This window comes from Pseudomonas hamedanensis, from assembly GCF_014268595.2.
Classification (GTDB): domain Bacteria; phylum Pseudomonadota; class Gammaproteobacteria; order Pseudomonadales; family Pseudomonadaceae; genus Aquipseudomonas; species Aquipseudomonas hamedanensis.
The window spans coordinates 3,288,444-3,314,181 of the sequence record NZ_CP077091.1 but is presented as its reverse complement, the minus strand read 5'-3'; the positions used below and the strand labels follow the sequence as shown (position 1 = coordinate 3,314,181).

General features: G+C 62.1%; 25 protein-coding genes. 13 read left to right on the top strand and 12 right to left on the bottom strand.

Annotated elements, in window-relative coordinates:
- The first annotated feature begins 74 nt into the window (after positions 1-74).
- The 3 genes from speA to HU739_RS14390 all read left to right on the top strand — a co-directional run bounded on the left by speA (position 75) and on the right by HU739_RS14390 (position 4,350).
- Positions 75-1,988 (top strand): arginine decarboxylase, encoded by a 1,914-nt coding sequence (gene speA / locus HU739_RS14400; RefSeq protein ID WP_186547474.1) that lies wholly within the window; start codon positions 75-77, stop codon positions 1,986-1,988.
- A 233-nt stretch (positions 1,989-2,221) separates the two neighbouring features.
- A complete protein-coding gene (locus HU739_RS14395) occupies positions 2,222-3,562 on the top strand; it encodes a type VI secretion system Vgr family protein (protein ID WP_186547472.1) in 1,341 nt (446 codons plus the stop codon).
- On the top strand, positions 3,559-4,350 hold the full coding sequence (locus tag HU739_RS14390) for a DUF4123 domain-containing protein (RefSeq protein ID WP_186547470.1): 792 nt from the start codon (positions 3,559-3,561) through the stop codon (positions 4,348-4,350). The genes HU739_RS14395 and HU739_RS14390 overlap by 4 nt, the downstream gene beginning before the upstream one ends.
- Positions 4,351-4,374: 24 nt before the next feature.
- Here the strand turns inward: HU739_RS14390 and HU739_RS14385 are convergent, their stop codons facing one another.
- Together HU739_RS14385 and HU739_RS14380 are read right to left on the bottom strand one after the other, a co-directional pair.
- The gene (locus HU739_RS14385) at positions 4,375-5,724 is read right to left on the bottom strand and encodes an MATE family efflux transporter (protein ID WP_186547468.1); all 1,350 of its coding nucleotides are present in this window, start codon (positions 5,722-5,724) and stop codon (positions 4,375-4,377) included.
- Positions 5,725-5,873: 149 nt separating this feature from the next.
- Positions 5,874-6,167, bottom strand: coding sequence for a hypothetical protein (locus tag HU739_RS14380; protein WP_186547467.1), 294 nt, complete (start codon positions 6,165-6,167; stop codon positions 5,874-5,876).
- 239 nt (positions 6,168-6,406) lie between these two features.
- On the opposite strand from HU739_RS14380, the gene HU739_RS14375 reads away from it, so the two are divergent.
- The 5 genes from HU739_RS14375 to HU739_RS14355 all read left to right on the top strand — a co-directional run bounded on the left by HU739_RS14375 (position 6,407) and on the right by HU739_RS14355 (position 10,921).
- Positions 6,407-6,709, top strand: a complete 303-nt coding sequence (locus HU739_RS14375) for a MazG-like family protein (RefSeq protein ID WP_053116915.1) — start codon at positions 6,407-6,409, stop codon at positions 6,707-6,709.
- Positions 6,709-7,458: a methyltransferase gene (locus HU739_RS14370; RefSeq protein ID WP_186547465.1), complete on the top strand. Its 750-nt coding sequence runs from the start codon at positions 6,709-6,711 to the stop codon at positions 7,456-7,458. The genes HU739_RS14375 and HU739_RS14370 overlap by 1 nt, the downstream gene beginning before the upstream one ends.
- Positions 7,459-7,470: 12 nt before the next feature.
- Positions 7,471-8,082 (top strand): DUF4136 domain-containing protein, encoded by a 612-nt coding sequence (locus HU739_RS14365; RefSeq protein WP_186547463.1) that lies wholly within the window; start codon positions 7,471-7,473, stop codon positions 8,080-8,082.
- Between the two features lie 51 nt (positions 8,083-8,133).
- Complete coding sequence (locus tag HU739_RS14360) at positions 8,134-8,691, top strand: DUF4136 domain-containing protein (protein ID WP_186547461.1); 558 nt, start codon at positions 8,134-8,136, stop codon at positions 8,689-8,691.
- 232 nt (positions 8,692-8,923) lie between these two features.
- Positions 8,924-10,921 carry a pilus assembly protein TadG-related protein gene (locus HU739_RS14355; protein ID WP_186547459.1) on the top strand — a complete coding sequence of 666 codons (1,998 nt, stop codon included), beginning with the start codon at positions 8,924-8,926 and terminating at the stop codon, positions 10,919-10,921.
- Here HU739_RS14355 and HU739_RS14350 read toward each other — a convergent pair.
- Both HU739_RS14350 and HU739_RS14345 read right to left on the bottom strand, forming a co-directional pair.
- Positions 10,918-13,668, bottom strand: coding sequence for an ATP-binding protein (locus tag HU739_RS14350; RefSeq protein ID WP_186547457.1), 2,751 nt, complete (start codon positions 13,666-13,668; stop codon positions 10,918-10,920). The two genes, HU739_RS14355 and HU739_RS14350, sit on opposite strands and share 4 nt — an antisense overlap.
- Positions 13,665-14,111, bottom strand: a complete 447-nt coding sequence (locus HU739_RS14345; RefSeq protein ID WP_186547455.1) for a TadE/TadG family type IV pilus assembly protein — start codon at positions 14,109-14,111, stop codon at positions 13,665-13,667. The genes HU739_RS14350 and HU739_RS14345 overlap by 4 nt, the downstream gene beginning before the upstream one ends.
- 75 nt (positions 14,112-14,186) lie before the next feature.
- On the opposite strand from HU739_RS14345, the gene HU739_RS14340 reads away from it, so the two are divergent.
- Together HU739_RS14340 and HU739_RS14335 are read left to right on the top strand one after the other, a co-directional pair.
- Positions 14,187-14,657 (top strand): A24 family peptidase, encoded by a 471-nt coding sequence (locus HU739_RS14340; protein WP_186547453.1) that lies wholly within the window; start codon positions 14,187-14,189, stop codon positions 14,655-14,657.
- 118 nt (positions 14,658-14,775) lie between these two features.
- Positions 14,776-15,552 carry a response regulator transcription factor gene (locus HU739_RS14335; RefSeq protein WP_186547451.1) on the top strand — a complete coding sequence of 259 codons (777 nt, stop codon included), beginning with the start codon at positions 14,776-14,778 and terminating at the stop codon, positions 15,550-15,552.
- A gap of 829 nt (positions 15,553-16,381) precedes the next feature.
- Here HU739_RS14335 and HU739_RS14330 read toward each other — a convergent pair.
- Genes HU739_RS14330 through cpaB form a run of 8 tightly spaced genes read right to left on the bottom strand, consistent with a single transcriptional unit; the run spans position 16,382 to position 23,830 of the window.
- Positions 16,382-16,654, bottom strand: a complete 273-nt coding sequence (locus HU739_RS14330; protein WP_186547449.1) for a DUF3613 domain-containing protein — start codon at positions 16,652-16,654, stop codon at positions 16,382-16,384.
- Positions 16,655-16,664: 10 nt separating this feature from the next.
- The gene (locus HU739_RS14325) at positions 16,665-17,387 is read right to left on the bottom strand and encodes a tetratricopeptide repeat protein (RefSeq protein WP_186547447.1); all 723 of its coding nucleotides are present in this window, start codon (positions 17,385-17,387) and stop codon (positions 16,665-16,667) included.
- Positions 17,388-17,410: 23 nt separating this feature from the next.
- Positions 17,411-18,295 carry a type II secretion system F family protein gene (locus tag HU739_RS14320; protein WP_186547445.1) on the bottom strand — a complete coding sequence of 295 codons (885 nt, stop codon included), beginning with the start codon at positions 18,293-18,295 and terminating at the stop codon, positions 17,411-17,413.
- A gap of 1 nt (position 18,296) precedes the next feature.
- Positions 18,297-19,181, bottom strand: coding sequence for a type II secretion system F family protein (locus tag HU739_RS14315; protein ID WP_186547443.1), 885 nt, complete (start codon positions 19,179-19,181; stop codon positions 18,297-18,299).
- A 17-nt stretch (positions 19,182-19,198) separates the two neighbouring features.
- Positions 19,199-20,467, bottom strand: coding sequence for a CpaF family protein (locus HU739_RS14310; protein ID WP_186547441.1), 1,269 nt, complete (start codon positions 20,465-20,467; stop codon positions 19,199-19,201).
- On the bottom strand, positions 20,464-21,654 hold the full coding sequence (locus tag HU739_RS14305; RefSeq protein WP_186547440.1) for an AAA family ATPase: 1,191 nt from the start codon (positions 21,652-21,654) through the stop codon (positions 20,464-20,466). The genes HU739_RS14310 and HU739_RS14305 overlap by 4 nt, the downstream gene beginning before the upstream one ends.
- A complete protein-coding gene (locus HU739_RS14300; RefSeq protein WP_186547437.1) occupies positions 21,651-22,868 on the bottom strand; it encodes a type II and III secretion system protein family protein in 1,218 nt (405 codons plus the stop codon). The genes HU739_RS14305 and HU739_RS14300 overlap by 4 nt, the downstream gene beginning before the upstream one ends.
- A gap of 20 nt (positions 22,869-22,888) precedes the next feature.
- Positions 22,889-23,830 (bottom strand): Flp pilus assembly protein CpaB, encoded by a 942-nt coding sequence (gene cpaB / locus HU739_RS14295; RefSeq protein WP_186547435.1) that lies wholly within the window; start codon positions 23,828-23,830, stop codon positions 22,889-22,891.
- A 339-nt stretch (positions 23,831-24,169) separates the two neighbouring features.
- Here cpaB and HU739_RS14290 point away from each other — a divergent pair, with 339 nt between their 5' ends.
- The 3 genes from HU739_RS14290 (at position 24,170) to HU739_RS14280 (ending at position 25,189) form a co-directional block, all read left to right on the top strand.
- Positions 24,170-24,376 carry a Flp family type IVb pilin gene (locus HU739_RS14290; protein WP_186547706.1) on the top strand — a complete coding sequence of 69 codons (207 nt, stop codon included), beginning with the start codon at positions 24,170-24,172 and terminating at the stop codon, positions 24,374-24,376.
- Positions 24,377-24,497: 121 nt separating this feature from the next.
- Complete coding sequence (locus HU739_RS14285; RefSeq protein ID WP_186547433.1) at positions 24,498-24,710, top strand: Flp family type IVb pilin; 213 nt, start codon at positions 24,498-24,500, stop codon at positions 24,708-24,710.
- Positions 24,711-24,781: 71 nt separating this feature from the next.
- On the top strand, positions 24,782-25,189 hold the full coding sequence (locus tag HU739_RS14280) for a response regulator (RefSeq protein WP_186547431.1): 408 nt from the start codon (positions 24,782-24,784) through the stop codon (positions 25,187-25,189).
- Positions 25,190-25,738: the final 549 nt, after the last annotated feature.

Sequence of the window (25,738 nt, the reverse complement as noted above, 5' to 3'; positions counted from 1 at the left end):
GTCATTTTCATTCTTTAGACTGCGCCGGCCTGCACTTCAGGCGACGCACTCTGACTTCTTTATAGGGGACTTCGATGTCCGTACGACGCACACGTAAAGACGATGGCAGCCAATGGACAGTTGCGGACAGCCGCAGCGTTTACGGGATCCGCCATTGGGGGGCCGGGTATTTCGCGATCAATGAAGCCGGTCGCGTCGAAGTACGTCCGAACGGCCCGAGCAGCTCGCCTATCGACCTGTTCGAGCAAGTCGACCAACTGCGCAAGAGCGGTTTGTCCCTGCCACTGCTGGTGCGTTTCCCCGACATTTTGCAAGACCGTGTCCGTCAGTTGACCGGCGCCTTCGATTCGAACATCGAACGCCTGGAATACCAGAGCAAATACACCGCGCTGTACCCGATCAAGGTCAACCAGCAAGAAGCGGTGATCGAAAACATCATCGCCACCAAAGATGTTTCCATCGGTCTGGAAGCCGGCTCCAAGCCTGAGCTGCTGGCCGTGCTGGCACTGGCGCCGAAGGGCGGCACCATCGTTTGCAACGGCTACAAGGACCGCGAGTTCATCCGTCTGGCGCTGATGGGCCAGAAGCTTGGCCACAACGTCTTTATCGTGATCGAGAAAGAATCCGAAGTCGGCCTGGTGATCGAAGAAGCCGCCTCGCTGAAGGTCAAGCCACAGGTCGGTCTGCGCGTGCGCCTGTCGTCGCTGGCCTCGTCGAAGTGGGCAGACACCGGTGGCGAGAAATCCAAATTCGGTCTGTCGGCGGCGCAGCTGCTGTCGGTGGTCGAGCGCTTCCGTGGCGCCGGCCTGGATCAGGGCATTCGCCTGCTGCACTTCCACATGGGTTCGCAGATTGCCAACCTTGCCGATTACCAGCACGGCTTCAAGGAAGCGATTCGTTACTACGGCGAACTGCGCAATCTCGGCTTGCCGGTCGATCACATCGACGTCGGCGGCGGTCTGGGCGTGGACTACGACGGCACGCACTCGCGCAACGCCAGTTCGATCAACTACGACATGGACGATTACGCCGGCGTCGTGGTCGGCATGCTCAAGGAATTCTGCGACGCGCAGAGCCTGCCGCATCCGCACATCTTCTCCGAAAGCGGCCGCTCGCTGACCGCGCACCACGCCATGCTGGTGGTGCAGGTGACCGACGTCGAGAAGCATAACGACGAAATCCCGCTGATCGAAAACAAGGAAAGCCTGCCGGAAACCGTGCAGTGGCTGGTCGACCTGCTCGGCCCGACCGACATTGAAATGGTCACCGAAACCTATTGGCGCGCCACTCACTACATGAGCGACGTGGCTGCGCAGTACGCCGATGGCAAGCTGACGCTGGCGGAAAAAGCCCTGGCCGAACAATGCTACTTCGCCGTGTGCCGGCGCTTGCACAATTCGCTGAAAGCGCGTCAGCGTTCGCACCGCCAAGTGCTCGACGAACTCAACGACAAGCTGGCCGACAAGTACATCTGCAACTTCTCGGTATTCCAGAGCCTGCCGGACACCTGGGCGATCGATCAGGTGCTGCCGATCATTCCGCTGCACCGTCTCGACGAAGAGCCGCTGCGCCGCGCGGTGCTGCAAGACCTGACCTGCGACTCCGACGGCAAGATCAACCAGTACGTCGATGAGCAGAGCATCGAAACCAGCCTGCCGGTGCACGCGTTGAACGAAGGCGAAGATTACCTGCTGGGCGTGTTCCTGGTCGGCGCCTATCAGGAAATCCTCGGCGACATGCACAACCTGTTCGGTGACACCGACTCGGTGAACATCTACCAGAACGCCGATGGCAGCGTGTACCACGCCGGCATCGAGACCCACGACACCATCGAAGACATGCTGCGTTACGTGCATTTGTCGCCGGAAGAACTGATGACTCACTACCGCGACAAGTGCGCCAGTGCCCGCATCAGTGCCAGCGAGCGCACGCAATTCCTCGATGCCTTGCGTCTGGGCCTGACCCGTTCTTCCTACCTGTCCTCCTGAGGCCAGGTAGCGTCTCCACCGGGTTGTCTGAGATTTTTCCCGATGCTGTGGAAAATTCAGATGATCCGGTGGGACATTTCCCCGTTTACAAGCGAATTGCTTGGCTATCACAGCCAGCAAAGTCATCTGGTCTGCTTTTCGCGTAGGTCATTTCCTAAGTTGTACTTCGGCACTCTACTCGGCCATGCCTCTCGGCGAGAATCCCCGGCCGCCCCTCCTGTAGAGATCCGCCCATGTTCGATCCACTCAACGAGTCGTTTCGTCTCGATGTAGCGGGCCTGTCCGACCCTTTCGAAGTCCTGGCCTTTACCGGTAGCGAAGCTCTCAACGAACCCTTTGCGTTCGAGATCGATGTCTTGATCGACGACCCGCAACTGGATCTCGCCGGTCTGCTTCACCGTTCGGCGTTCCTGTGTTTCGGCGCGCCTGGCGAAGGTGTGCACGGGCAATTGCAAAGCCTGGTCCAGCATGAACACGGCCAGGGCCTGCGCTTGAGCCGCATTCGCCTCGGACCGAAACTCGATTGCCTCGGCCTGCGTGTCAGTCAACGGATCTTCAGTGGCCGCTCGGTGCCGCAGATCATCGAGCAGGTACTCAGGGAACACGGCATCGTCGGCGCCCAGCGACGCTTCGAATTGCACGGCGATTACCCGCCCCGGACATTCTGCACCCAGTACCGTGAATCGGATCTGCAACTGCTCCAGCGCTTGTGTGCGCAGGCGCGGATTCACTATTACTTCGAGCATCAGAACAACAGGCATTGCCTGGTGTTCGGCGACGACCCCGCGCGGTTGCCGCTGGCCGGTGCCGCGCAGTATCAGGACGAGCATGAGCGCCCGAGTGATTCTGCCGGCATCAGCCAATGGCAGTTGAGCGAGGATTCCCTGGGCGGACTGCACGGTGTGCGGGTCGAGGGTTGCAGTGATCTTGCGCGGTTGCGCAGCGGTCACTGGCTGAGTCTGAGCGGGCATCCTTTTGCGGCATGCAATCGCCAATGGCTGATGACCCGGATCGAACACCGTGGCGAGCAATCCCTCGCGTCGCCTTACAGCAACCGCCTGTTCGGGGCGTTGCAGGTGCCGACGTGCGCCGTGGCCACCGCACCGTCGACGCTGCGCATGCACAGCCTGCAACGGGCCTGGGTGGTGTCAGTCGACGAGCCTCAGCCCGATCGTTGCCGGCCAGTGGCGGTGCAGTTCGACTGGCTGTATCAGGGCGAGGGTGCGGCGCCGAGTCATTGCTGGCTGCCGCTGGCCCCGGCCCTGGAGGAAGGGCCGCCGCTGGCGCTGGCCGACGGTGTTGAAGTGGTGGTCAGCTTTCTTGAGGGCGATCCCGATCAGCCGATGATCAGTGGCATCCTTCAGCCGGCGCTCGGCAGTCCGGGGATTACCGACGATCCGCCGTTGCCGCTGCCGGAGCGTCTGGTGGTGGATGGCCTGCATCCACTGCTGGCGTCTGGCGAGCCGCTGTTGCTGCTGTGTCTGATCCCCGGGGGTGGCAGTTTTCGCCATTGCGCCGAGTCGGTGTGCAGTTGTCGGCTGCTCACCGCGCTTGACCAGAGCGGCGCAAGATGAGCGGCGCGACGCTGCAACCGCTGGCGCAATGGCTGCTGCTCGATGGCCCGGACGCCCCTCAGGCCTTGCGCACATTGCGCGCCGGGTTTACCGCTGTACCGCACTGGCGGCTGTTCGACGGCACCGAATTTCAACCGCTCAGCGAGCATGGCCCGGTATTGGTCGACCTGCGTGAAAGCCCGGCACTGACGGCGTTGTGTCTGCGCGACCCGAACACCTGGCGGGGCCTGTTGCTGATCAGTGAGGTGGCCGCGCAGCCATTGCTGCAGCATCTGCAGCGCATGCTCACGGTCTCGTTCGGCCTGAATCATCGGGCCTTGCTCAGCTATTACAATCGCCAGACCGCGAGCTATTTTTTCGACGCCTGCGATGCCGTGGAGCTGAGCCGCTGGCTCGGGCCGATCCGCCAGTTACGCTGGTTCGGCGGCACCTGGGCCGACCGTGCCATCGGCAGTCAGGGCTGGCAACAGCTGTGCAATCCGCGTTTGGCCGTCGAGCCGCTGGGGATCGAGCAAAGCCTTACCCGCCGTCAACGTGAGCGTCTGCAAACCTGCTTGCTGGAACAGCACATCTGGCGCTGGTGCCAGGCGCTGGAGACCGATTACGCGGCGATCCGCGCCCATGCGCAGCAAGGCCTGGCGCTGGGCTTCAGCGATCGCGCCATACTCGACGGCTGGCTATGGCTGCGCCTGCTCCATCCGCGTGCCGTGCTGGTGCCACCGCCACCAGGGTTGACTCAGCAGGAGCGGCTGGACCATGTGCGGCGCCAGTGGGGGGCGATGGGCTGAGTCCGGCGCGGGTTCGCCCGTGCGTCAGTGAGCCTTGGCGCTGAACCAGCCGTCGCTGCGCTTGAGCCACCAGGCTTGTGCGCCGAGGGTCAGGCTGCGCAGGACCATGAACAGCAGAAACGAGATCCACAGACCGTGATTGCCCAGACCCTGTAGCGCCCAGGCGAAGGGCACAAGCAGGATCACCGTCAGCACCATGCCGTTGCGCATTTCCCGGGCGCGCGTGGCGCCGATGAACAGGCCGTCGAGCAGGTAGCTCCAGACCGCAATCAATGGCAGCACGGCCAGGTAGGGCAAGTAGATGAAGGCGGTGTCACGCACGCTCTGGATGTCGGTCTGCATTTCGATGAACAGGTGACCTGCGCAGAGAAACAGCAGGGCGAAACCGAGGCTGGCAATCAGCGACCAGCCGCCCGCGACCACCAGCGAACGGCGCAGGGCGAGGCGATTGCGGGCACCGATAGCATGCCCGCACAGCGCTTCAACGGCGTGGGCCAGGCCGTCGAGGGCGTGGGCCGTGAGCAGCAAACCATTAAGCAGCAACGCGTTGGCGGCCACCGTCGCGTCCCCCAACCGGGCGCCCTGTACGGTGATCAGAAAGAACACCGATTGCAGGGCGAGGCTGCGGATGAAAATGTCCCGGTTCACCGCCAACAGCGGCCGCCAGCTCTGCCAACGCTTCAGCGCTGCCCAGACGATTTGTCCCGGATAGGCGCGCAAGGCTGTGCGGGTCAGCAGCAGGCCGAGCAGGGCACCGCTCCACTCGGCGATCACCGAGGCGCGAGCGGAGCCGACGACGCCCCAGTCCAGGCCGATGACAAACCACAGATTGAGCGCAATGTTGATCAGGTTGGTGGTCAGCAAAATCGCCAGCGGCGCCCGCGCATTCTGCGTGCCGAGAAACCAGCCGACCAGCGCATAAGTCGCCAACGCCGCCGGCAGGCCGAACAGGCGTGTATGAAAAAATTCCCGAGTGAGCTGATCCAGCGCCGCCGACGGTTGCATGAAATGCAGCGCGACGCCGCTAAGCGGCACGCCCAGACTGCCCAGCACGATAGCAAGTCCCACCGCCAGCAAAAGCCCTTGCAACAGAATCTGCCGCAACGCCGCACCATCGCTGCGTCCGGCGGCTTGTGCGGCAAACCCGGTGGTGCCCATGCGCAGAAACCCCATGGCCCAGGCCAGCAAGGTGTACAGGCTGGCGCCGACCGCCACCGCACCCAATTGATGGGCGTGGGGCAAGTGACCGATGACGGTGCTGTCGACCAGCGCCACCAGTGGCACGGAAATATTGGAAAGAATCATCGGCGCGGCCAGCGCCCAGACCTTGCGGTGAGTCGGGCGGTCGCGCCAGTCGGCAATCAGAGTGGACATGCAGGCTCCTTGGAGGAGCGGCGATTGTAACGATTCATGCCATTCAATGTGGGAGCGAGCCTGCTCGCGAAAGCGCTGTGTCAGTCAAATCAGTTCTGGATGATCCATCGCCTTCGCGAGCAGGCTCGCTCCCACAGGGGGCGGTGGTGTCAGTGGATGATCCAGCTCAACAACCACAACCCCAGCAGCAGCCAGATGATCCCGGCAATGATCGACGCATTCATGAACGCGCGAATCGCCGACCACAACAGCATCAGCCCGATGATCAGCGCAAGAATGCTGATGATCGACGTGTCCATCCCCAGTGTTTGCGCCAGACCATCGACAAAGTTGCTGCCGGCATTGCTGAGCATATTGAACAAGCCACTGAGGCCATCAACGATAAACCGGATCACCGAGCCGAGCGCCTGGCCGAGCCATTCGAAAAAGCTTTCTACACGCATGTGTGCATCCTGATGAAAGAGCTGAGCCTTGGGCCACACCGAGGGCGGCCGAGTTCCCTGCATGATAGAAGGTTTGCACGGGGTGTGTGGGAGCGAGCCTGCTTGCGAAAGCGCCGTGTCAGTCCAATCAAGTCTGGATGAGCCGCCTTCGCGAGCAGGCTCGCTCCCACAATAGTTCACCGGCAACCCTTGCCTTCGGTGGGTATCCCCCCGAAGCTATACGCCTTCAGGAGAGCCCGATGAACCTTGTTGAACTGACCGAACGCCTGCACGCCATTCGCGACCGCAATGACTGGCGGCAATTTCACAGCCCGAAAAACCTCGCCATGGCCGCCAGCGTCGAAATGTCCGAGCTGGTGGAAATCTTCCAGTGGCTGAGCGAAGACCAGTCGCGCCAGTTGCCCGCTGACAAACTGGCTCACGCCGGGCAGGAAGTCGGCGATATCGTCCTGTATCTGTTGCTGCTGTGCAGCGAGTTGGGCCTGGACATGAACGAGGTGGTGCGCGCCAAGCTCGCCGACAGCGAACGGCGGTTCAGCTGATGGGCGACCGGCATTTCGATCAGTTGGCGACGCGGTTCGCCGAAAAAATCTACGGCGGTGCCAAAGGCGCGATCCGTCTCGCGGTGTTGCAGGCCGACCTCGCCGAAGCGCTGCCGGATCGCCCGTTGCGTGTGCTCGACATCGGCGGTGGCCTGGGGCACATGTCGCTGTGGCTGGCGGAACGCGGTCACGACATCACCTTCACCGAGCCGGCCGCGCCAATGCTCGAAGGCGCGCGCCAGCGGTTCGCCGAGGCCGGGCACAGCGCGACATTCATTCAGGCGCCGTGGCAGGAGCTGCCAGGGCAACTCACTGAACCTTACGATCTGGTGATCTGTCACGCCGTGCTCGAGTGGCTGGCCGAACCCCATGCGATCCTGCCGGTGTTGCATCAACTGACCCGGCCCGACGGCTGGTTGTCGCTGGCGTTCTACAACCGCGACGCGCTGATTTACCGCAATCTGCTCAAGGGTCATTTCAAGAAAATGCGCAGCAACGTCATGGCCGGCGAAAAACAGAGCCTGACCCCGCAGCAGCCACTCGACCCGCGGGAGCTGGCAACGCAACTCGACGGTTTGTGGCAGGTCGAAAGCCAGAGCGGGGTGCGGGTTTTTCACGATTACATGCCGGTGGAATTCCAGGGCCGCGCGCCTTTGGCGGATTTGCTCGAAATGGAACTCGCACACCGCCGTCACCCAAGCTTCGCCGGGCTTGGGCGCTACTTGCACTGGATCTGCCGGCCGATCTGACGGGAGCCTCACATGAACGCTCGTTCCGGGTTATTGCTGATGTGTCTGGGGTTGGCCGCCTGCCAGAGCAGCAACCCCTACGTGGCGCAGTCGCGGCCCTTGCCACCCGCGCCCGCGCAAGCGGCCAACACGTTTGACCGTAGCGCTTACCCGGCGCCACCTCGCGATTACGCACGCTATCGCAGTTGGACGTGGCTCAACGGGCAACTGCCGCCAGGCAGCGCATGGGCCGATTCGGCGCAGGTGGCCGAAGCCGTGAGCAATGCCCTCGACCAGCGCGGCTTGCGTCCGCTGCACGATCATCGCCCGGCCGATCTTTGGGTCAGCGCAAACCTGCATCTGGAAACCCGTTTGCGCCAGGTGCGCGACGATTATGGCTCCTACGGTGGCTACGGCGGCTATGATCGATATGGACGCGGTTACGGCATGTACAACACGGTGCCGATCGTGCGCACTTACCAGGAGCAAGTCGTCGTGGTGCGGGTTGAGCTGTTTGACGCGGGCACCGGTCAACCGGTCTGGAGTGCCAGCGCCGAAACCGGCGCTCAAGGCAACCAGATCGAGCGCAGCGACTCGATCCGCGACGCTGTGGAAAAGGCCCTGTCGGCGTATCCTCCCGCTTAGTGGCTGTTTGAAAGCTCCCGCGGGTTCATGTCTTCAACCGGAGAAAAGCCCATGTTCCGTCGTCTCGCTTTACTGGTCATGGTCGCGCTGCTCACTGCGTGCGCGTCCAACCAGGTTAATCATGATTTCGACGCCAGCCGCGACTTTGCCGCGTATCGCAACTGGAGCTGGAAAGAACCTGCCCTGCAATATCGCCCCGATGACCCGCGCATCAAGAGCGACCTGACCGAGCAACGCATCCGCCAGGCAGTGGCCGACCAACTCGATCAGCGCGGGCTGCGCCCGGCCACTGCCGGCACCAGGGCTGACCTGAATGTGCAGGCTTATCTGATCGTCGAGGATCGCCAGCAGCAAGTGACGACCAATTACGGCGGCGGTTGGGGCGGCCCGTGGAACGGCTACTGGGGCGCGCCGATGTACAACGAGACGCGCAACATCACTTACAAGGTCGCGACCGTGCAGATCGACCTGCTGGACGGCAAGGACGGCAAACTGGTCTGGCGCGGCAGCGATGAGCAGATGCTCGCCAGCCGGCCGAACCCGGAAGATCGCAGCAGTGCCATCCGCGAAACGGTGGCGCGGATTCTGGCGAACTATCCACCGCGCTGAGCCCCCTTTTTCTAGCCAGACACAGATCCCTTGTAGGAGTGAGCCTGCTCGCGATAGCGATGTATCAGCCAGGTAGCAAGTGAACGACACACCGCTATCGCGAGCAGGCTCACTCCTACAGGGGTTACGGTGACTGGCATTGCGCGACGCCAGCACGCTCGCCCCACCGCGTCTACACTCAAGCCCACCAATGGAGGCAGCGCTCGGCATCGCGCCGGCAAAGGAGTGCGCCATGTTGCCTGGTTCGCAACTCAACGGCCCGACCCGGCAACGCGGCGCGATCGGCTTGATGGCGGCCGCCACGCTCAGTCTGGCGCTGGTGTTGATGCTGCTGGTGGTCGACACAGGCCGCCTGTACATGGAGCAGCGTAAATTGCAGCGCGTGGTGGACAACGCCGCGCTCGAAGCCATCAGTCGCGGCGGCAATTGTCTGCCGGGGCTGACAGCGGCCACTTACGCCGGGCAAAGCGCGCTGCGTAACGGCTACATCGTCAATGCGGGCAACACCCTCGCCACCACCTGCGGCATGCTGGTGACCGCCGCCAGCGGTTTACGCACCTTTACCCTGGATGCCACCCAGTCGGGCGCGGTCAGAGTCGCCGCCAGCCGCACGCTGATCAGCAGTTTCGCCGGTGGTGTGCAGGCGCTGTTCAGTGCCGCGCCGGTCAGCCTCAACACCACCCTCAATGCCTCGGCAGTTGCCGCCAAACCCCAGCCGACCATCGCCCAGTTGAATATTCGCAGCACCCTGGCGAGCGTCGATACCGCCCGCTCGAACATTCTCAATCCGCTGTTTTCCGGGCTGCTCGGCGGCAACGTCAACCTGACGGCGCTGGGCTGGGAGGGCCTGCTCAACACCGACATCAACCTGCTCAAATACCTTGATCGACTGGCGATCAACCTTAACGTCGCCGCTGGGAATTACACACAGTTGCTCAATACCCAGGCCACTGTGACCCAATTACTCCAGGCCGCCGCGACGGTGGTGCAACTCGATGGCGCGACGGCCCAGGTGATCACTGCGTTGGGTCAGTTACAGGTGGCGGCGGCCAACGCCGCGCCGGTCAGGCTGGGTGAAATTTTGCAACTGCAGACCGGCACCACGGCGGCAGGCCTGGATGCGAATCTGCAGTTGTTGCAACTGGTGCAAGGCGTGGTGCAACTGGCCAACAGCAAAAGTGCGGTGGCGGCGACCTTGCCGGTCAATGTGCTCGGTCTGGCGGGTGTCACGGTACGGGTGAAGGTCATTGAGCCGCCGCAGTTTTCCGCCATCGGCGACCCGGCCCGGGCCAAGGCCGACCCGCTGGGGCCGGACCGGATTTATGTGCGCACGGCGCAGGTTCGTACGATGCTGTCGGTGAACTTGCCGGTGTTGTCCGGGGTGACGGGGCTGGGCAACGCAGTGCTGGGACTGGTTGGCACACTGACGCCGACGCTTAATGCTTTGCTCAGCCTGAATCTGGTGGATACGCTCAACTCGCTCGGTTGCCTGCTGGGCGCCGGTTGCGAACAGCTCGACCCGAAGCTGCTGCCGTCACCGCAAATCGACATCGCACTGGATGCCGGCGGCGCTGAAAGTTATGTCACCGACTTCCGCTGCCCGACGGGCAACACCGGCAGCAAAAGCCTGACCGCGCACACCGTTACCTCGGTTGCTGACCTCATGCTTGGCAAGATCGACCCGACCCTTGCGTTTTCTTCGGCAGCCAAGCCTACGGTTGCACCGTTGCCGCTGGTTGATCTGGGTATCGTGACCTGCCACAAAATTCTCGGCATCGGCACTTGCAATCCCGCCACGCATGTTCAATTCGGCGCGGGTGGCATCGCCCTCAAACTCGACACCAGCGTGGCGGAAAATACCCAGAATCTGATTTTTTCCAGCAACACACCGTTCGCCACGCCCGCCAACCTCAAATTGCCACCGAGCATCCAGTCCGCGGCGCCGACCAGCAATATCGTCGGCAGCCTGTCGAACACCCTGGCGGGGATCAATCTGATCGTCTACAAACCGGTGGGCAGCAACCCGCTGGGCGCCGTCATCACGGGTGTGGCCTCGTTGATCAGCGATGTCAGCACCCGCTTGTTACCTGTGGTCACCGGGCTGATCAGCCCCTTGCTCGACCCCTTGTTGAACAACCTGCTCAGCAGTCTGGGCATCAACCTGATGGACGTCGACGTCGGCGCCAACATGACCTGCGGTCAGACCGGCAAGGCTTACCTGGTGATTTAAGCGTCCGTCGCCAATGGCAATTCAATGCAAAACCGTGCGCCCTCCACCGAGTTACACACGCTCAGGTGTCCGCCCATATTGGCGATGATGCCGTAACTCACCGACAGCCCCAGGCCCGTGCCGACACCGATCGGTTTGGTGGTAAAAAACGGCTCGAAAATCCGTTCGAGCAATCGCGGATCGATGCCGCCGCCATTGTCCTCGACCCACAGCCGCACGTTCTCCTCGTCGCGTTCGGCATAGATCGAAATCCATGGCTTGAACGCGGAATCGTTCACGCGCCTGGCCAGCAGGGCGTCGCGAGCGTTGACCATCAGGTTGATCAATACTTGCTCAAGCTGATCGACGTAACCGCACACCCGAGCCTCGAAGCCGGTTGCGCTGATGCGCAGGTCCACGCCTTTGCCGCGCATGCCTTCGGCCAGCAGCGACAGCGTGCCCTCGATGGCCGAAGCGGGGTTGAACAGCTGTTGCTCGATTTCCGAACGTCGGCCGAACACCCGCATGTGATCCACCACCTTCGCGGCGCGCTGCACCTGGGAGTCGATGCGGTTGAGTTTGTCGATCAGGTAATCGAGTTGCACCTCGCCGTTGTTCAGGCGCTTGAGCACGTTGACGATGGCCATGCGCATCACGTTCAACGGCTGATTGATTTCATGGGCAAGGCCGGTGGCCATTTCGCCGAGCGTGGCCATCTTCGCGCTTTGCGTGAGTTGCTGCTGCGAGCGGCGTACCTCGGTGTTGTCGCGCCCCACGGCCTGGATTTCAAGCAACTGTCCGCTTTCATCGAACACACCGCGATCCGACCAGACCCACCAGGCGTGTTCACGACCAGGCAATTGCAGGCTGATCTCGGCGGTACTCACTGGCTGTTGCGGGGTCAGCAAGGTCAGGCGCTGGACAAATGCACTGCGTTGTTCGTCGGACATCCAGCCGCCCAGGTCGATGCCCGGCACCTGTTCCGGCGTGCATTCCAGATAGGTCGCCAGCGGCCGGTTGGCAAAGGTCAGCGTCAGGTCCGGGCGGTAGCGGCAGATCATCGCGGGCGAGTCTTCGACGAGAATCCGGTAGCGTTCTTCGCTCAGCCGAACCTGCTCGGCGGCCAGAGTGGCGTCGGTAACGTCGAGCCACAGACCGACCGCTTCGACCGGCAGGCCGAGATCGTTGCGCAACAGCCTGGCCTCATCGAGCAACCAGTGATAATCGCCACGGCGGTCACGCAGCCGGTAACGCGTGCGCACCGAGCCTTCGCGCAGCAACTGGCGGCTGCGCTCGAAATACACCTCGCGGTCTTCGGGGTGCACGCGCTCGATCAGGCCGGCCGCGCTGCACTCTTCCAGCGTCCAGCCGAGCAGGGGTTGCAGGCTGGCGCTGAAAAACGCCGGGTGCAGGGCGCCTTCCTCATAGCGCTGGACATAAATCACCGCCGGCGAACTGGCGATCAGGTTGTCCAGCCGAGCATGAGCGGCAGCGGCCAGTTGCTGCTGGTTCTGGATGTCGCTGATGTCGAGCATGAAACCCACCAGACGCCGATGCTCGCCGGTACCGCTGACTTGGCCCTGAATGCGGTACCAGGCAGGTGATTGTCCTGCATCGGTGTGGTGCAGGCGGACGCACAAGGTCAGCGCTTCTCCTTGCCGTTGCAGGGCGTGCAAGCGGCTGCGCAACTCATCGCGATCGGCGGGATGGATCTGCTTGAGCCAGTCTTCGACGGGCAATCTGGCGTCGTTGAGGTGCAGGGTGGCGGCCAGCGATGGCGCCAAAGCAATCCCGCCGGCATCGCTGGTTTCCCACCAGCCGGTGCCGAGCAGGGTTTGCAGGGATTCAAGACGCTCCATCGACTGCTGATGCCGTTGCTCGCGCAAGCGGCTGAGCAGCGGGCCGGCCAGTGCACCGGCCAACGACAGCCAGTCCCGGTCCGTCAGCAAGGGGGCGGCTTGATCGACGGCGTAAACACCGCAGAGCAGCCACGCCACCACCCCTTGATCATTGCTGTACGGCACGGCGAAACCGTTGGCGCTGGCGAAGATCGCCTGCACCCGAGTGTGCTCCTGCAAACCATGATGAGCGCCGAAACGTTGCGGCGCGGTGCCGTTCAGACTGTCCAGCGCCGTACCCAGACGTTGGCCGTCTTGCCACAGTTGCGGAGCATCGTGGCGGTGAAACGCTTGGTGTATCTGCCAGCCCTGGCCCTGCTCATCGAGCAAGGCCACGGCCAGGCAGGGGATGTGCCAGTGTTGCGCGATGGCTTGCAATTGTTCGCCAAGCACCGCCGGCAAGCGTGTCAGGCTGCATGTGCGCAGGCGCTCGCTGACCTGTGCGGCGAGGGCCTGGCAGGCCTCGCGATGGCGCGACTGTTGGCGTTCGCGCAGCAGGTCGGCGATATCGATCAATTGCAATAGCCAGCCTTCGCCCAGCGGCTGTACCCAGCCGCGCAGGTGCAGGGGCTGCTCGCCGTGGCTGGAAAAATCGAGGTCGAGCACTTGGCTTTGCCAGTCCCGGGGCTGTCCCTCAACGGCCAGCGTGCTGTGCGCCAGCAGATACGCACTCAACGGTAGCGGCTGGCCGTGGGGTGGGTGCTGCGCCAGCAAATGGCGCAGCGGTCCGGCCATTTGCAGGACGCCACCCGCGCCGTCCAGATACAGGTGCAAACCGGTGCTCGGCGCGCCGAGCGGATCAGGCAACTCGTGGGCGGCGGTCGGTGCGCGCTTGAGCAGGCGCCCGAAAAGATTGTCCCCGGAGGTCAAAATTGCAGGCTCGATGCGGCAGTCAGGTGACTGGGCAGGTTGGGCACGGTGCCGATCCCTGGCAGCACCAGAAAGGGCATGACCTGATTGAGTTTGCTGACCGGGTAATTCACCGTGACCGTCAAGGTGCCGGTGGCGGCGTCATAGACCGCGCTGGTGTCGACCCCGATCACCAGATTCAGCGCGGTTGGCAGCCATTGCAATCGCTGGGTCAGGGCGGCATTGGCGGTATTGACTACGACCGTCGAGTAGTTGGGTGTAGTCGGATCCACCGCGACGCTGCGGCGCACCGCTTCAGCGGTGGCCTCGTTAAACGATTGCATCATTACAAAAGGCAGGCTGTAGCTGACCAGACCGTAAAACACGGCGAAAAAAATGATGAACACCAAGGCGAATTCAATCGCCACCGCACCTTTTTGCGACTTCCGAAAGCCGGTTCTCATCCGTGCGTCTACCCTGACAGTCACTGCGTAGTCTGAGCATAGAATCATTCAGCCAACACGGACGGTTTTTAGCGGATGCAGATTTTCCTCCTCCTGATCTGGCTGACATTTTGCGCTGTGCAAGACGCCCGGCAACGGCAAATTTCCAATGCCTGGACGTCCGGCGCAGGTGCCTTCGCGCTGGTCTGGCTACTGTCAACCGGCAGCACCTGGCTTGGCGCTGACGCGGGGCAGGGCGGCTGGGCTTGTCTGATTGCGCTGGCGCTGACACTGCCCGGTTACGTCATGGGCCGCATGGGCGCCGGCGATGTGAAATTAATGACAGCCCTGGGTCTTGCGACGAACGGTCTGTTCATTCTCGGCGCGTTTATCGGCGCTGGCGTCGCGAGTCTGCTCTGGCTGCTGCTGGCGCCAAGAGTCTGGCTTCATATGTCTCAAGGGCTTAGGCAGCGTTTTCATCATCTGGCCCCGCATACGTCAAAAAAGCTGCCATTTGCACCCTTTGTGCTGGTCGGTGTGCTGCTTTCACTTCCCTGGATCCATTAATCGCCAGTTGCCACTAGTCCTATGTACATAGTCGGAAAGTGCGTCTAACTTCAGACGAGGTGATTACACCGCCAAAGTGCAGAAACCGTCAGCTTTGGCCCGAGCAAGGGAGTGGTTCGTGAACAAGCTAATCTCTGCAGTAAAAATTCTGGTTGTCGATGATCAATCGCTGATCGTTGAAGAACTCTGTGAATTTCTTGAAAGCAGTGGCTACCGTTGCGTGCCGTGTCATTCCAGTCAGCAGGCGATCGAGCGTTTCAGCGAGGATACGGAGATTGGGCTGGTGCTCAGCGATCTGCATATGCCGGACATGGACGGCATTCAGTTGATCCAGGCGCTGCAAAAGCTGGCCGGCCAGCATCGGGTGTTCGAGGCGATCATGCTCACCGGGCGAGCCGACAAGCAGGATGTGATCAAGGCGTTGCGGGCCGGGATTGCCGATTACTACCAGAAGCCGGTGGATCTGGATGAGCTGCTTGAAGGGGTCAAGCGCCAGGAGCTGGCGCTGCAGGAGCGACAAAAAAATCTGCACCTGGGGCATTTGAATCAGAAGTTGCAGTTCTTGTCCGAGTCGATTGATGACCTTTATCAGGATTTGGACAAGGTGCGTCGTCAGCCGGCGGCGGTGGTCAGTGACATGCTCGGCGGGGACGCGGCGCAGATGCCGGCGATCTTCGATCAGTTGTCGCCGCGTCAGCTTGATGTTGCGCGGCTGGTGGGCAAGGGGCAGACCAATTATCAGATTGCCTGTGAGTTGGGGATTACCGAGAATACGGTGAAGTTGTATGTGTCGCAGGTGTTGCGGTTGACGCATATGCATAATCGGACGCAGTTGGCGCTGGCCCTGTCGCCCGGTGCTGCTTCTGTGCGTCAGGTTCGGGTGACGGCGCATTGACTTGGCGGCCTTTGGGCCGACCAGGTTTTGGGTGGTTTGGGGGGGCATATCCGTTGCTGCGGTAATGGCTGCTTAGGGTTCCGCCCTGACGGCGGGTGACTTTGGGGGCCCAAAGTAACCAAAGGCCTTTTGCCCTGACGTGCGGCCCCTCGCTGTGGCTCGGGGTGCCTTCGCTGCGGGATCGATCCGGGCGCAGCGTCTCCGGTTTGCTTCGCTGCACCTTCTCTCGCTGTGTTTGGCTGCGCCAAACGGTCGCTGCGCTCCCACGCCCGGATCAATCCCTCCGCTCAGCCTTCCGACGGGCGCCGTGTATCAAGATCAAGAGCTTTACTCGAGCTAACGCTCATTGTGTTGAGTGGTGAGAAGCAAAAGCGGTACTCGAGCTAACGCTCATTGTGCTGAGTGGTTAGAAGCCAACGCGGTTTGCTTTGCTTTTCTGTGGGAGCTGGCTTGCCAGCGAAGGCGGCCTGCCAGCCGACCCATATTCATCAGACTCCACGCGATTCAATTGTAGGAGTGAGCCTGCTCGCGAAAGCGTCCGACCAGCCGCCTCATCTCAATCAGATTCACCCAATCCCAATTGTGGGAGCTGGCTTGCCAGCGAAGGCGACCTGCCAGCCGCCCCATTTCCTCCTGACCCACCACAATCCCACTGTGGGAGCGAGCCTGCTCGCGAAGGCATCCGACCAGTCGCCTCATCTCCATCTGATTCACCCAATCCCAACTATGGGAGCTGGCCTGCCAGCCGCCCCATATCGTCCTGACCCACCACAATTTCCCATTGTGGGAGCGAGCCTGCTCGCGAAGGCTGCCCAAAGGCACCAAAAAACTAATTCTTGCTCTCGATCTTCCCCCCCGCATCCGGATCATAAAAATCCGGAATTTCGTATTGGTATTTCTTCAGCCAGCGCTGCATCGCCAGTTCGCGTTCGGTGGCGGTGGCGCTTTGGGGGTTGGCGGAGGCGGCTTTGTTGCGGCTTTGCAGGAGGAGCCAGCCTTCGGTTTCCTGTTGTTGCGCCGAGGCCGGGCCGGCGTCGATGGCGTGGGTGTTCAGGGGCAGGGTGAGCAGGGTGAGGTAGCACAGGCCTTTGAGGGTGTTCATGGCGGGCTCCTTATTTGACCGACGGCGGCAGCGGGTCGATGACAGCTGCGACTTGATCGCCGGGCGCTGCTTTGGCGTTGATTGGGGTTTTCAGTTTTTCTGCGCGTTGCCGGGCTTCGGTGAATTGTTCGGGGGTCAGTTTCGAGCGGCTGACGATTTCGGCGGCTTGCTGCCAGTTGTTCTGGTACAGCAGCAAGGTGACCATGTTCAGTGTCGCCAACTGGTTGTGCTGGGTGAGTTCAATGGCGGTGAGGAATTCGAATCGGGCCTCATTGAGGCGCAGTTGATTGAGGTAGACCACGCCCAAGTCGTTGCGGATTTTTTCGTCGGTCGGGGCCAGGCGTACCGCGCGTTGCAGGTGGGCCTGGGCCTGGCCGTTGTCGCCGCGGGCGGCGTAGAGTTGGCCCAGGCCGTGTTCGGCCTGAGCGGTCAGGCAGCCGCCGAGCAGGCTGCGGTAGAGCGGCTCGGCTTCGTTGCGGCCGAGCAGGCGATAGACCTTGGCTTTGCGCAGGCGTACTTCGCTGAGGTTGTCTGGCAGGCTTTGCAGGTTCGCGAGGCTGGCGTGGAGTTTGCCGTCGTTGGCCAGATCGTCCGCCAGGTTCAGGGCCAGTTCTTGCTCCGAGGTCAGTTTGCTGCAACTGGCCGGCGACAGCAGCGAGGTCCACGGTGCTTGGCCGTCGGTGGCGCAGCCGCCGAGCAGCAACAGGCTTGCGACGATTATCAGTAATTTCATCAAGCGCTCTCCATGAGCCAGCGTCAGTTTGCAAACGCCCGGGTGATTGCGGTGAAGCCCGGGCCGGCCAGTACGATCAGCAGGGCTGGAAACAGAAACAGCATCATCACTACCGACATCTTCGCCGACATTTTCGAGATGTATTCCTGCAAGCGAGTCAGGCGTCGGTCGTCCAGCAGTTGCTTGAGCGCCAGCAACGATTTCATCGCACCGCCGCCTTGGTGGATCAACTGGTGGAGGATGACGCAGGTGTCGGTGAATTCGTCGACGGCGAGCATCACCGCGGTCTTGTGCAGTTCCTGCCCCAGTTCCAGGCCCGAGTCGACCCGGGTCAGCAGCAGGCGCAGCTCGCGGGTCAGTTCCGGCAGCAGTTTGTGTCCCTCGGTGCTGAGGACGCGCAGGGCTTGTTCGACGGCCATGCCGGATTCGAAAAGGATGCGCAGCAGCGGAATAAACGTGGAAATTTCCACCGCGATGGTTTTCTGCCGGCGTGCGGCGGCATAGGCGAGTATGCGTTTGGGCAGCAGATAGCCGCCCCCGGCGGCGAACATCGGCGCCAGCCAGCGGTGGGTCGCCTGGGGGAAAAACACTTCTTGCAGAAAGACCGCCAGTCCCAGGGCCAGTAATGGCGTGCCGATCTGGCAGGCGGCGAACAGTGCGCGCTCGTTGGCGCGCCGCCAGCCGAGGCGGCTGAGCAGGGCCTGGGTTTCGCTGTCGATGCTCACCGAACGCTGGCCGAAGCGGCTGTTGCCCAGTGCCCGCAGCCAGTGGCCGAAGCGGTTTTCGCGCACCAATTGCCCTTGCAGGCGCAGGCTGATCTGACGGGCGCGGCGGCGTTCGGTCAGCCAGTGATTGCCCGCCAGCAGCAGGGCACCGAGCAGCAGCAGGAGGGCGGCGAGCCAGACCATCTCAGACGCTCCGCAACATGCGCCACAGCGCCAGACTGCCGAACACCTGCAAGCTCGCGGCAGTGAGCAGCATGGTCTGGCCGCCGGAGTCGTTCCACATGCCCAGCATGTAGCCGGGGTTGGTCAGCATGAAATAGCTGACCAGGATCAACGGCAGCGAACCCAGCACCCAGGCGGTCATGCGTGTTTCGCCGGTCAGGGCGCGCAGTTGGCGTGCGCCCTGGTCGCGTTCGCGGATCAGTTTGATCAGGTTCTCCAACAGCTCGCTGGCGTTGCCGCCGTAGCGGTGGTTGACCTTCAGGCCCAGGGCGAACATGCGCAGTTCGTCCTGCTCGTAGAGTTCGGCAAAGTCACTGATCGCATCCGGCAGGTTGACGCCCAGTTGCACGTTGCGCTGCACCCGGCCCATGGCGGTTTTCAGCGGGTCCTCGCTGGCTTCGATGGCGCCCAGCACCGCGTCACTGAGGGTGCGCCCGGACTTGAGACTGCGCACGGTGTGGTCGAGCAATTGCGGCAGTTGCTCGATCATGCGTTTGATCCGGCGCTGATAGCGGATGGCGATGTACACCCGCAAGGCCACTGGCGGGGCGATGAGCATGATCAGCAGCCCGGCCCAACTGGCGGTTAAAGACCCCAGGCCCATCGCCAAGGCCCACAGGCTCAGCCACACACCCAAACGCTCGCTCGGGCGCCCAAGGCCGGCGCGCAAAAACATCCGTTCAAGGCCGACCCGCTTCGGCTGTTCGGCGGTCAGTTGCGGTTGACCGGCGGCCAGTCGGCTGAGGACTTTTTCCGTCGCCGTCTTGCGCAGACCCTGCACAAAGAGATGGATCGACAGCCCGAGCAAGACCAGGCAAAGGGCGATCAGTACAAGCGGTCCCAGCATCTGCGAGCTCCTTGCCGTCAGCCCAGGTGGGTGTCTTGGCGCAACTTGGCGCCGGCCGGATTGACCGCTTCGCGCAGGAAGCCGAAACCCGTGCGGCGGTCGAGGCGGAACAGGGTATTGGTGACGTAGACGTCTTCGCGGATGCCGACCACTTCCACCACTTCGCTGACGCAGCGGCGGCCGTCGGGCATGCGCGTCAACTGGATGATCACATCGAGGGCGGCGCAGATCATCTGGCGCAGGGTGCGTTCGGCGATCGAGCGTCCGGTCAGGCCCACCAGCGTCTCCAGGCGCAGCAAGGCATCCTGGGCATTGTTGGCGTGCACGGTGCTCATCGAGCCGTCATGGCCGGTGTTCATGGCCGTGAGCACGTCGACGACTTCGACGCCGCGGATTTCACCGAGGATGATCCGGTCGGGACGCATGCGCAGGGCGTTGCGGATCAGGTCGCTGGCCTTCACTTCGCCGTGGCCTTCGGCGTTCGGCGGACGGGTTTCCAGGCGCACGACGTGAGGGTGGCCCAGTTGCAGTTCGGCGACGTCTTCGATGGTGACCAGACGCTCGTGAGGATTGATCAACTGGCTGAGGATATTCAGCAACGTGGTCTTGCCGGTGCCGGTGCCGCCGCTGATTAAAATGTTGCAGCGCTTGCCAACAGCGTCCTGCAGAAACTCAAAGATCGCCAGATCGATCGTCTGCATGGCCATCAGGTCGGTGCTTTTGAGCATGTCCTTGCGAAACTTGCGAATCGACAGGCACGGGCCGTCCAGGGCAATCGGCGGGATGATCGCGTTGACCCGGCTACCGTCGGGCAGGCGCGCGTCGACCATCGGCGAAGATTCATCGAGGCGCCGTCCCAGCGGCGCGAGGATGCGCTGCATGACCCGCTCGACGTGGTGCGCATCGATAAAGCGCAGGTCGCTCTGGTGCAGTACGCCGTCGCGCTCGATGAACACCCGGTGCGGACCGTTGACCAGAATTTCCGTCACCGACGGGTCGCGCAGCAACACTTCCAGCGGGCCGAAACCGGTGAGTTCGTCGACGATTTCCTCGCCCAGTCGCTCCATTTCGTAGCGGGAGATCGCCAGGTGGAGGCGGGCGATGTATTCGGCGACCTTGTCGGTGACGAAGTGCGCCAGTTGCGGGCGCGCGCCTTCCAGCAGGTTTTTTCCCGACTCTTCGATGGCGTCGATGATGTAGCGATGGAGGACCAGCTTCAGGCCCTCGTGATCGGTGTTGCCGATCGCACCGCGTGGCGTCGAGCCAAACAGTTTTTCTGCGCTCATGAGTTGCCTCGCAGACGATCGAACCAGGTCACCTTCGGTTTGCTCAGGCCTTCCGAGCGTTTGGCCAGGCGTTCGCCGAGGGTGCGCAGGCTCTGGGTGAGCTTTTCCCGTGGGGCCAGTTCGAACAGGCTCACGCCCTGGTTTTTTGCATTCAGGCGCACTTCCGGATTGAAGGCCAGCACCGCAAATACTTCCAGATTAAAGGTCTTGCCGAGGGTTTCCGAATCGGGGGCGACGTGGCTCAGATAGCGGTCGATCAGCAGTCGCCCGTGCTCAAGCTTCATGCCTTTTTCGCGCCACAGGTTGAGCACCGCCAGATTGCGCCGGCAGTTGAGTACGTTCTGATCGGTGTACCACAGCAGCTTGTCGCAGTGGCTGACGAAGGTGCGCAACGCTTCGCTGTCCGCTTGCCCGGTGAGGTTCACCACGATGTGCTGAAAGTGCTGGCGCAGGGCGCTGAGCAGCATGTACAGCTCGGCGGCACTGGTGGTCTCCAGCGGCTCGTCGGTGCTCGCGTAGGCGAGGATGCGCAGGCCGTTGTCGGCGCTGGTAAAAGCGCTGTCGATCAGCGTGGCGTCGAGGCGGCGCAAGTGGCGCAAGGCATCGCCGAAGTGAAACGAACTTTCCAGGCCCAGCAGCGCGAGACTGTCGCCGCGGGGCAGGCCGAGATCGAGCAGCAGCGTTTGCTGGCCGCTTTGCTGCACCACCATCGCCATGTGATTGGCGAGCAAGGCGCCGTCCGAGCTGCTCTGCACTCCGTACAGGACGGTGAGGCCACCCAATTGCGCGTTCGGCGCGACCGCCGGCAACCTTTTGCTCAAACGCCGCACCAGCCCGGCGACCTCACTGGAGCGTGAGCCATAGGCGACAAAATCCCGCGCGCCGGCGCGCATCGCGTTCAGCACAAGCTGATTGTCCATGCCGTCGCCCAGTGCGACGATCGCCAGCATCGGCTTGGCTTCCAGCGCACCTTCGATCAGCGCGCTCTGGGCCACGATATGCTCGCGGTCGAGACCGACGAAGACCAAATGGGCGAACGTCACATCGACCAGCGCCAGCAGTTCGTCAAGGCTGCCGGCACCGGCGCTGACCACTTGGCCCAGCGGCGCGAGGGCACTTTGCAGCCACTCCAGATCGGTGCTGTTGCGGGTGATGGCGAGGAAGGTCTGGCTCAGGTTCTGGTTCATTGGGACAACCCGCTGCGCTTGTCGAAATTACCGTTTTCGAGGAAAAACATGCGGTAGAAGTTGGGGTCGTAGTTACGCAGTTTTTCCCCCGGTAACGACGGCAGTTGCGCATCGGCGGCCAGCGGGTGCACCAGATGCGGAGTGACGATCATCAACAGTTCACGTTCTTCGCGCTTGATTTGCGACCCCTTGAAAAACGCACCCAGCACCGGAATGTCGCCCAGGCCGGGAAACTTGTTCACCTGCGAGCTGTTGGTGGTGCTGATCAAGCCGCTGATGACGAAGCTTTCGCCATCGCCCAGCGACACGCTGGTGTCGGTGCGGCGGATGGTCAGCGCCGGCACCGTGGTGCCGGCAATGTTCACCGCATTGGCAAAATCCAGTTCGCTGACTTCCGGGGCGACCTTCAGGGAGATGCGGTCACGGCCGATGATGGTTGGCGTGAGGGTCAGGCGGATGCCGAATTCCTTGTACTCGATCGACACACTGTCGCTGCCGGAACTGGGCACCGGAATCGGAATTTCACCTCCGGCGAGAAAACTTGCGCTCTGCCCGTTCAGCGCCACCAGACTGGGCCGCGCCAGGGTGTAGGCGAAGCCGCTGGTTTCCAGGGCGTTGATGATCGCCATGGTCTTGCCGCCGATCCACGAGAAGTTGAACAACGAGTTGTCCACCGGCAGGCGCGGCTGCGGCACACCGTCGATAGGCGGCAGCGTGCCGGGCGAGCCGAAGAGGAAATTGCCGCGGGTGCCGATCAGCGACGCGGTGGCTTCCTTGAGTTTGGTGCGGCTGACTTCGACGAAGCGAATGTCGGTCTGCACCTGGGACGGCAGGCTCGGATCGTCCGACGGTACGCGGCTGGTCAGGGCGCTGGTGGCGGCGCCCTGGACAAATACCATGGCCTGTTGCGGCTGCGCCGAGCACGCCGTCCAGACCATCAGGCTGGTTGCACCAGGACCGACGCCGGTGAGCAAAAAGGACGCGCTGCCGTTGGCGTGCACGTCGGCAATTTTCGGATCACCGATCGCCAGACGAGTGATCGCCACCGGCGACTGCATGTCCTGTTGAAAACCTTCGCCGATCTCGATGACGGAAGGCAGTTGTCTGAGCGCCGCGCAATTGCCGACCGCCGCGAGCGCGACGTCCATCGACAGTCCCAGCAGCAACAAGGCCCGAAGCACAGGTTTCACGGTCGGTCTGAGTCGACTCTGCATGCACTTGGATCCTTGCGCAGTCATGGGGTTTGCTGGCTGAGCTGGTTGCCGCGAATGATCTCCACCGCAGGCCTGGGTGCAGCGCCGGAAGCAGCGCTGGACGGTGTTTTCTGCGCGCCGGCCAAGGCCAGTTGGGTGAACTGAAAGAGCTGGCTGTTGGCTTTTTCGAGCTGCGCAGGGGACTGGTTTTCGCCGGCCCAGTATTTGGCCAGGCGCTGCTCTTCGCTGCTGCGCACGGCCAGGCGTAAGGTGCCGACCTGGGTCGCCAGCATCAGGCGGCTGAGGAGTTTTTCCGGCACCGCCAGCACCACGGTGCGCGCGGCAACCCGGCGTTGATCCTGTTTGATTTTTTCCTCGGCGTTCAAGGCCGGGGAGGCCGGCTGGCCGTCATTGGTCAAGCCGTACTGATCACCGACGCCGAGCACGCGCAGGGCCGGGACGACGATCTGTGCCGACTGCTGCAGGTTGCTCGCATCCTCACGCAGGTAAAGCAGCACATCCACGTAGTCGCCCGGCAGCAGTTGTCCGGCGGCGCCGATCACTTCGTCGACGGCCACAGTCAATGCGCGCTCGTCGCTGTGAATCATCCGCGCCAAGGCGCCGCCGGCCTGAAAACTTTCCTCGTTGAGCCAGGTGCCGGCGCGCAGGTGCCGCCAGGGTGTACGCCCGATGACCTGCTCGACGCTGGCGAGGCTGCCGGCCGGTGCGCTGCGCAGTTTTTCCACGGCCACATCGGCGGCGGTCAGCGGGGTGAAGGGCGGCACATCGTGCAGCAGCACCACCACGGCCTGGCGGGTCTGGTCTTCGGCAATCGCGACAGTTTTTTCAAGGGCGACGGCTGGCGCTGCGGGCGCCTCGGCGACAGGGGCCGGTTGGCGGCTGAGGACCAGTCCCCAGTAACCGACGAAAACAGCACCGAGCAGCAGCAGCGCGGCAAGGCCCATGGTGATGCGACTGTTCATGACGGCTCTCCCTTTCCTGCTGCACAACCCAACTGCATTTTGTTCGCGAGAGGAGTACTGATTCGGCAGCTATGAACATGCAACTATTTCGCTATTTCCAAGCTAGCTGATCCAAGCAAAAGCGCCATTAATGACAGGCAAATAACCCACGAAAGTATAGGGTCTGGCCAATTAACAGCAGGAAATGGCCGAGGCACGATGGGATTAATGCTTTGTGATTAATCCGTTCTTACAGTTGTTGGGACGGGGTTTGTTGACAATGCTCAAGTGGCACGGTGGAACCTTGCCGCGGTAGTGTTGTCGGCGCCAGAGGCGCGAAGGAGTGGAGCTATGTTTGGTATGACTTTCGATTATCTGATGGCCCGGACCCGGACTTTCTGCAAAAGCGAAGAAGCTGCGTCGGCTATTGAATACGCAATCGTTGCGGCGATGGTGGCCGTGGTAGTCGTGGTGTTTGTAACGCCCATTGGCGCTAAGGTCCTGGCGATTTTCAACGCCATTCTGACCGAACTCGGTGGAACCGCCGAGGTCAGGCCTACGACGTGACACGAGGTTTCCCGTTCTTTTTCGATGCCTGAGCAGCCGGTGATACAAGGCACGCGCAGGCATTGTCGAGGTCATTGGATTCCCGGCATCCGGCGGTCCACTGGCGCAAAGGAGAAATCTTATGCTCCTTGAATACCTGATCGCGCGCTGGCGTATGTTTCTGGTGAGTACCGAAGCGGCTTCGGCGATTGAATATGCAATTGTCGTCGCTATGGTGGTGGTGGTGGTCGTGGTGTTCATTACGCCGCTGGGTGCGAAGGTTTTCGATATCTTCAACAGCGTGCTGGTGTCTCTCGGCGGTACCGCGCAGACGGCGCCGGTGCAGACACCCTGACGCGGCTGGCGCTCGCGCCTGGCCAATGGCGCGCTACACTTGGGGTTACTTTCAGTGTTCAGGGGTTGCCCATGAATTCTCGCTCGCTGCCGCGCCAGCAGTTGCTTCTGGTTGACGATGAAGAGGACGCGTTGCTGGAGTTGGCTGAGTTGCTGGAGGGTGAGGGGTTTGTGTGTCATACCGCGACGTCGGTGAAGCTGGCGTTGCATCTGCTGACCCGGCATCCGGATATTGCGTTGGTGATTACTGATTTGCGCATGCCGGAGGAGTCGGGCATGTCGTTGATCAGGCGCTTGCGCGAGCACACGTCGCGCGAGCATTTGCCGGTGATTGTGATGTCGGGGCATGCGGATATGGAGGATGTCAGCGACATGTTGCGGTTGCAGGTGCTGGATCTGTTTCGCAAGCCGATTTATCACGTGAGGTTGTTGGAGACTCTGAATAATCTGTTTCCCACGCCTCGGGTTCAGGCCGGGTGAACTCGGCGGCCTTTGGGCCGACCGTGTTGTTGGGGTTTTGGGTGAATATCCGTTTTTTTCGGTGTTGCGGCTGGCGGTTCCGCCCTGACGGCGGGTCACTTTGGCAAACGCCCCAAAGTAACCAAAGGTCTGTGCCCTGGCGTTCGGCCCGCTCGCCGGGGCTCGGGGTTCCTGCGCTGCGGGATCGATCGGGGCGCAGCGTCTCCGGTTTGCTTCGCTGCACCTCCTCTCGCTGTGTTTGGCTGCGCCAAACGGTCGCTGCGCTCCCACGCCCGGATCAATCCCTCCGCTCAGCCTGCCGACGGGCTCCGAGATCAAGATCAAGAGCGGTACTCGAGCTAACGCTCATTGTGTTGAGTGGGGCGGCTTTGCCGCGGGCAGCTGCGCTGCTTTGCTTTTCTGTGGGAGCGAGCCTGCTCGCGAAGGCGGCCTGACAGCCGACCTGTTTCTTGCTGGATGCACACGATCAAAACTGTAGGAGTGAGCCTGCTCGCGATAGCGGCCTGTCAGCCAGCTGATCTCTTCCAGATGCACATCAATCCGGTGGAA

Coding starts and splice junctions, on each gene's coding strand:
- HU739_RS14345 (WP_186547455.1), bottom strand. CDS start 14,111: ATGAGAACCGGCTTTCGGAAGTCGCAAAAAGGTGCGGTGGCGATTGAA.
- HU739_RS14395 (WP_186547472.1), top strand. CDS start 2,222: ATGTTCGATCCACTCAACGAGTCGTTTCGTCTCGATGTAGCGGGCCTG.
- HU739_RS14365 (WP_186547463.1), top strand. CDS start 7,471: ATGAACGCTCGTTCCGGGTTATTGCTGATGTGTCTGGGGTTGGCCGCC.
- HU739_RS14385 (WP_186547468.1), bottom strand. CDS start 5,724: ATGTCCACTCTGATTGCCGACTGGCGCGACCGCCCGACTCACCGCAAG.
- HU739_RS14390 (WP_186547470.1), top strand. CDS start 3,559: ATGAGCGGCGCGACGCTGCAACCGCTGGCGCAATGGCTGCTGCTCGAT.
- HU739_RS14325 (WP_186547447.1), bottom strand. CDS start 17,387: ATGAAATTACTGATAATCGTCGCAAGCCTGTTGCTGCTCGGCGGCTGC.
- HU739_RS14340 (WP_186547453.1), top strand. CDS start 14,187: ATGCAGATTTTCCTCCTCCTGATCTGGCTGACATTTTGCGCTGTGCAA.
- speA (WP_186547474.1), top strand. CDS start 75: ATGTCCGTACGACGCACACGTAAAGACGATGGCAGCCAATGGACAGTT.
- cpaB (WP_186547435.1), bottom strand. CDS start 23,830: ATGAACAGTCGCATCACCATGGGCCTTGCCGCGCTGCTGCTGCTCGGT.
- HU739_RS14355 (WP_186547459.1), top strand. CDS start 8,924: ATGTTGCCTGGTTCGCAACTCAACGGCCCGACCCGGCAACGCGGCGCG.
- HU739_RS14315 (WP_186547443.1), bottom strand. CDS start 19,181: ATGCTGGGACCGCTTGTACTGATCGCCCTTTGCCTGGTCTTGCTCGGG.
- HU739_RS14320 (WP_186547445.1), bottom strand. CDS start 18,295: ATGGTCTGGCTCGCCGCCCTCCTGCTGCTGCTCGGTGCCCTGCTGCTG.
- HU739_RS14300 (WP_186547437.1), bottom strand. CDS start 22,868: ATGCAGAGTCGACTCAGACCGACCGTGAAACCTGTGCTTCGGGCCTTG.
- HU739_RS14375 (WP_053116915.1), top strand. CDS start 6,407: ATGAACCTTGTTGAACTGACCGAACGCCTGCACGCCATTCGCGACCGC.
- HU739_RS14310 (WP_186547441.1), bottom strand. CDS start 20,467: ATGAGCGCAGAAAAACTGTTTGGCTCGACGCCACGCGGTGCGATCGGC.
- HU739_RS14330 (WP_186547449.1), bottom strand. CDS start 16,654: ATGAACACCCTCAAAGGCCTGTGCTACCTCACCCTGCTCACCCTGCCC.
- HU739_RS14360 (WP_186547461.1), top strand. CDS start 8,134: ATGTTCCGTCGTCTCGCTTTACTGGTCATGGTCGCGCTGCTCACTGCG.
- HU739_RS14380 (WP_186547467.1), bottom strand. CDS start 6,167: ATGCGTGTAGAAAGCTTTTTCGAATGGCTCGGCCAGGCGCTCGGCTCG.
- HU739_RS14370 (WP_186547465.1), top strand. CDS start 6,709: ATGGGCGACCGGCATTTCGATCAGTTGGCGACGCGGTTCGCCGAAAAA.
- HU739_RS14285 (WP_186547433.1), top strand. CDS start 24,498: ATGCTCCTTGAATACCTGATCGCGCGCTGGCGTATGTTTCTGGTGAGT.
- HU739_RS14305 (WP_186547440.1), bottom strand. CDS start 21,654: ATGAACCAGAACCTGAGCCAGACCTTCCTCGCCATCACCCGCAACAGC.
- HU739_RS14280 (WP_186547431.1), top strand. CDS start 24,782: ATGAATTCTCGCTCGCTGCCGCGCCAGCAGTTGCTTCTGGTTGACGAT.
- HU739_RS14290 (WP_186547706.1), top strand. CDS start 24,170: ATGACTTTCGATTATCTGATGGCCCGGACCCGGACTTTCTGCAAAAGC.